General features: G+C 61.8%; 6 protein-coding genes and 1 pseudogene. 1 reads left to right on the top strand and 6 read right to left on the bottom strand.

Translation table 11 applies throughout. The annotated features are described in order from the left end of the window. The 3 genes from EOA27_RS23865 to EOA27_RS23855 form a co-directional block, all read right to left on the bottom strand. Positions 1 to 493 (bottom strand): DUF4142 domain-containing protein (locus EOA27_RS23865; RefSeq protein ID WP_145970494.1); only part of this gene is annotated, 493 nt, incomplete at its 3' end. A gap of 181 nt (positions 494 to 674) precedes the next feature. Beyond that, positions 675 to 1,040, bottom strand: coding sequence for a VOC family protein (locus tag EOA27_RS23860; protein ID WP_126081288.1), 366 nt, complete (start codon positions 1,038 to 1,040; stop codon positions 675 to 677). 52 nt (positions 1,041 to 1,092) lie between these two features. Beyond that, positions 1,093 to 1,656: a DUF1003 domain-containing protein gene (locus tag EOA27_RS23855; protein ID WP_126081289.1), complete on the bottom strand. Its 564-nt coding sequence runs from the start codon at positions 1,654 to 1,656 to the stop codon at positions 1,093 to 1,095. A 182-nt stretch (positions 1,657 to 1,838) separates the two neighbouring features. Here EOA27_RS23855 and EOA27_RS23850 point away from each other — a divergent pair, with 182 nt between their 5' ends. Next, complete coding sequence (locus tag EOA27_RS23850) at positions 1,839 to 2,471, top strand: hypothetical protein (protein ID WP_126083714.1); 633 nt, start codon at positions 1,839 to 1,841, stop codon at positions 2,469 to 2,471. Positions 2,472 to 2,687: 216 nt separating this feature from the next. On the opposite strand, the gene pqqE is transcribed toward EOA27_RS23850, so the two are convergent. From pqqE to EOA27_RS23835, 3 genes and pseudogenes are all read right to left on the bottom strand, one after another. Further along, positions 2,688 to 3,788, bottom strand: coding sequence for a pyrroloquinoline quinone biosynthesis protein PqqE (gene pqqE, locus EOA27_RS23845; RefSeq protein ID WP_126081290.1), 1,101 nt, complete (start codon positions 3,786 to 3,788; stop codon positions 2,688 to 2,690). After that, positions 3,785 to 4,081: a pyrroloquinoline quinone biosynthesis peptide chaperone PqqD gene (gene pqqD, locus EOA27_RS23840; RefSeq protein ID WP_126081291.1), complete on the bottom strand. Its 297-nt coding sequence runs from the start codon at positions 4,079 to 4,081 to the stop codon at positions 3,785 to 3,787. The genes pqqE and pqqD overlap by 4 nt, the downstream gene beginning before the upstream one ends. Next, positions 4,078 to 4,499: pseudogene (locus EOA27_RS23835) on the bottom strand (pyrroloquinoline quinone biosynthesis protein C); the annotation flags it as partial. The gene pqqD and the pseudogene EOA27_RS23835, both read right to left, overlap by 4 nt.

The following is a 4,499-nucleotide window of genomic DNA, read 5'->3' as shown; positions in this document are numbered from 1 at the left end:
TGCCTGAGGCGATCTTTTCGATCATCTCCTGGTGCATCTTGAGTGTCGGCAGCGTCTGCTGGGCAAATGCCTTCAGTCCCGCGTTGTCGCCGTCGGCCGCATAGTCCTGGAATAGCTTGACCGCGTCGGCATGCGCGTCCTGCTGCATCTTCACGTAGGACTGGTCGGCCGAACCGTTGGCCGATTTCAGCGCCTCAAGATCGCTCTTGTGCTTCGCGTCCGTTTCGGCGGGAATCTGCAGTTTCTGCTCGCCGGCGATCGACTGCAGCTTGGCGTTGGCCGCGCCGTGATCAGTTATCATTTTCTGGGCGAACTCATTGACAGCCTGGTCCTTCGCCTTGCCCTGGACGATCTTGCTGGACTCGACCTCGAAGATCCCGCCTTCGGCAGCCTTGTTGACGAAATCCTGCGCCTTTTCGGCACTGAGCGCCGGATGGGCAAAACCCAAGGCGACGCCCGTGCAGAGCGCGGCCGATAACAAACGCAACTTCATAGATGATGTCCTCTAACGCACTGAATTGTGCTCAGAGGCAAACAGAAGGCCGCCGCGTTTGTTCCAACTCCAACTCGATTTCGGTGTACGCTGATGAGCTTCGCAGCTACGTCGGGCCTAGAGGCTGGGAAGATTTCGATATGCACGGCCTCGTGCGCTGACGGGGCGCAGAACGCGCAGCTCAATTTTCCGGAGCGAAGCTTACGGCCTCGACATTGTGCCCGTCCGGGTCAAGCAAGAAAGCTGCAAAGTAATCCGGCGCGTATTGGGTGCGAATGCCAGGAGCGCCGTTATCGCGACCTCCGGCTGCAAGGCCTGCCTCGTAGAACGCGTGTACCATCGCGCGGGAGCCGGCGCGGAACGCCATGTGGATGGGTCCAGGTGGTGGCCCGAATGCCCCGATCCAGAGACGACCGGAGTAGCCGCCCAACATGGCCCAGCCCTCGCCAGATTCCAGCACGCCAAGATCGAGAGGTGCGAACACTGCTTTGTAAAAGGCGAGCGATTTCTCAAAGTTCCCGACATTGAAGCCGATGTGGTCGAACATGCTCCTATCCTCTGATTGACCCAACTTAGTAACGCTTAGCTTTGGTGATCTGTCACTCGGGCGGCTGACGGTCGGACACCTCTTCGATCTTGTCCAAAACTGCCTCCGGCGCCACATCGCGCTTGAGTTCCTTGATCTCGTGATCCGCGTCGGTATCTATGTTGAGACGCTTGGCAATCTCCTCCACCAGCTTGATGAGCTTGGTGGTTTCGTGCTCGTTAAGCAGGCTGACCTGCAGATCGAGGTCTGCCCTGGAATTATCCTCCGCGGCCATTCGGTTCTGATTGATGAGCACGAAGGTCGAGAGGAAGATGGCCTCGACCGAGGCGAACATGGCCAGGATGACCAGTGACGGGTCCCAGGGTCTGACGGAGCTCAGGATGCCCACATTGAGGGCGATCCAACCGCCGAAGAAGGCAACGTGTAAGTAGACGAAGAACATGCTTCCGGCGAAGCCGCTGATCGCTGCGGCCGCGCGCTCCTCCAGCGTCGCGGCCTTGGCTTCGCGTTTCCGCCTCTCGATCAGCGCCTCAATGTTTCGCGCCAGGGCAGGGGCGAGGCCTTCCGGCGCCGGCTTGGTTGGCGTGAAATATCTGTTGCTTTTCGACGCAGCCATCCATTCTAGTCCAGTCTCTTCGGTCTAGCCAGCCTAACTCGCCGATTGACAATTCGCTCCATTGAACCTTCTCAGCTGGCAACACGTGGCAGAATGCTTGTCTGCGATCACTGCGTCGCGGCACAACGGGTTGCCTCTTGAGCCGGCTTTGCTCTGGGATCAGCCCGACCTATTTATCGGATATGCCAGGGCGCCGAAAAACCGAACCTACCGCCAAGTTGATAGCTGAGTGGCCGCTTTCGTCGGCGGCCACCTTGGGATCGTCGATGCGGACGAGGGGCATCTTCCTCGAGATACGCGCTCGCCTTCCTGCGCCCCTGAAAAAGCTGCTTCACATTGAATCTCGGGTGCTCACCTTGCGCCTCCCGGAGGGCTCGGATGCCGATGTTGAAGCGGCAGCGGTGGTCGTATCCAAAGCCATGCGCGACATCGCAGACCTGCCGGTCATCCCTCGCGAGGTCGAGGATATCCTGACGATCTCGTCCGGCGAGCGGCACCGCTGGCTGAAGGACGGTCGGCTTCAAAGCGCCGGGACGCGAACCGTGAAACTTCGCGGCCGGGCGAGGAAGATCACCTTCCACGTGTTCGACCCTCGCCACATCGAGGATGTGCTTGACCGCGATCTGGTCACCGTCTGGCGTGATGTAGACGCGGCGACAGCTGCCGAGAACCGGAGACGCGCCGCCGCAAGGGCGGCTCTGAAGCGCTCCCAAAAGAATCGCGCTGGGGCCGCAAGCAACACCGACGTGAGCCGGGACGATGCGCCCCGCCTGAGAGGCTGGGAAGATTTCGATATGGACGGCCTTTTGCGCTGAGGGAATTGCCCGCCAGCGTGCTTCCAAGCGAAGAGTATATCAATCGCCGAGATGGACCGTCGCTGCTAGTGCGTTTCACCGTTTCATAGAAACGGCGAAACGCCCTATCTATTTTGTTTTTACGCAATTCCGGACGGAAAACCGCTCACACTTTTCCTGGAATTGCTCTAGCCGAAGCCGGGACCGTATCGGCGGCGATTGTTGCTACCGTCAAAATCACGATCCTATCCGGCGATACATGAAAGCATCGTCTCCGGCGGTATTGCTGCGCCGCGCTTCACCGACCAAGGCGGCCATACGTGCGTGTGCTGTCGACTTGATGCAGGCTGGATCTGTTGCAGCGGCATTGCCGACAATCGCCAATGCCTGACACCGGCAGCCGCCCCAGTCGACCTCGCGACGCTCGCAGCTTCGGCACGGCTCCCGCATCCATTCGGTGCCGCGGAAGGCGTTGAAGGCCGGTGAGTCGGTCCAGATTTCGGCGAGGCTGCGGTCTCCGAAGCGCTCGAAGCGCAGCGAGGGAATCGTCTGCGCTTCATGGCACGGCAATACGGTGCCGTCGGGAGCCACCATGAAGGCGTCGCGTGCCCAGCCGCCCATGCATGGCTTGGGGTAGATGGCGAAGTAATCCGGCGTGACGAAATCGATGGTCATGATGCCGGCGAGCTGTTCCTGGGCAGCCGCGACGATGTCGGCCTGCCGGTCGACCGCGGCAGGGTCGGGCATTAGCAAACTGCGATTGGCTAGCGCCCAGCCGGCATATTGGACATTGGCGATCTCGAGCCGCTCCGCGCCCAGGGATAGGGCGAGGTCGATGAATTCCGGCACTTCCTCGATGTTTTGCCGATGGACCGGCGCGTTGATGGTGAGCGGCAGCCCGGCCGCGCGGGCGCGGTGCGCCGTCTCCAGCTTTTTCTCATGGCTGCCCCGGTGGTTGCCGATGCCATCGGTGGTCACTGGGCGGGCGCCCTGGAAACTCAGTTGCAGGTGGTCGAGGCCGGCTTCGGCAAAGGCCTCGATGCGGCCTTCGGCAATGCCGACACCGGCGGTGATGAGGTTGGTGTAGACGCCGCGCGCGGAAAGCCCGGCGATCAGTTGCTCGAGGTCGCGGCGCAGCGTCGGTTCGCCACCGGAGAGATGCACCTGCAGGACGCCGAGATCGGCGGCCTGCGAGAAGAGATCGAGCCAGGTCTGCGTGTCGAGCTCGCGGTTGGCCTTCAGCAATTCAAGCGGGTTGGAGCAATAGGGGCACTGCAGCGGGCAGCGATGCGTCAGTTCCGCCAGCATGCCGATCGGAGGCAGAATGGGCTCGCTCACAGCTTCACCAAAAGCTTGTCCGACCATTCCTGCAGGAAGCGGATGACATCGTCCGCCACGTCCTGCGGATCCGCGTCGTAGTCGGCCGCAAGATCGGCGATGATGCGCTCGACGGTTGATTGCCCGTCGCAGCGGCGCAGTATGTCGAGACTGATGTCATTCGGCCAGAACACCTTCTCCGGCGCAAGCACGGCGAAGGCCAGTCGCACGGGGTCGTGCTGGATGCGCACATGCCTGGGCAGCGATGGCGCGGAGCGCAACGACACGATGGCTCTTTCGCGCGGCGCCGTCATGAAGCCGTCTCCGGGCGGAAGGCGCCGGGCGGTATGTTCCCCGGCGCGCCATAGGCATGCTGGAGCGCATCGAGCATGGCCCAGAGTATGTCGCATTTGAACACCAGCGCATCGATCGCCTGCTGCTGGCGTTCGGGCGTGTCGGCATGGACGAGCACATAGGCGAGGGCGAAGTCGGCGTCGCGCGATGCCTGTTCGGGCCGTCGCGTGAAATAGGCCAGCGTATCCTCGGTGATGTGCTCATATCTGGCCAGCATCGCCGGCACCCGCTCGCCGATGATGGCCGGCGAGAACATCTCGGTCAGCGAGGACGCGACTGCCTCGAGCAGCGTCCGGTTGGTGCAGAAGGAGAGATAGGCGCCGACGGCGAATCGGGTCGCCGGCAGCGCCAGCCTTTCGCTTTTGACCGCTTCGGCAT

The organism is Mesorhizobium sp. M2A.F.Ca.ET.037.01.1.1, assembly GCF_003998075.1.
Lineage (GTDB): Bacteria > Pseudomonadota > Alphaproteobacteria > Rhizobiales > Rhizobiaceae > Mesorhizobium.
Note: the sequence above shows the minus strand (reverse complement) of the source record. Positions and strands in the feature narration are given on the sequence as shown.

Excerpts from the sequence above, each read along its gene's own strand:
- EOA27_RS23860 (WP_126081288.1), bottom strand. The coding sequence starts at position 1,040 with ATGTTCGACCACATCGGCTTCAATGTCGGGAACTTTGAGAAATCGCTC.
- EOA27_RS23855 (WP_126081289.1), bottom strand. The coding sequence starts at position 1,656 with ATGGCTGCGTCGAAAAGCAACAGATATTTCACGCCAACCAAGCCGGCG.
- EOA27_RS23850 (WP_126083714.1), top strand. The coding sequence starts at position 1,839 with ATGCCAGGGCGCCGAAAAACCGAACCTACCGCCAAGTTGATAGCTGAG.
- pqqD (WP_126081291.1), bottom strand. The coding sequence starts at position 4,081 with ATGACGGCGCCGCGCGAAAGAGCCATCGTGTCGTTGCGCTCCGCGCCA.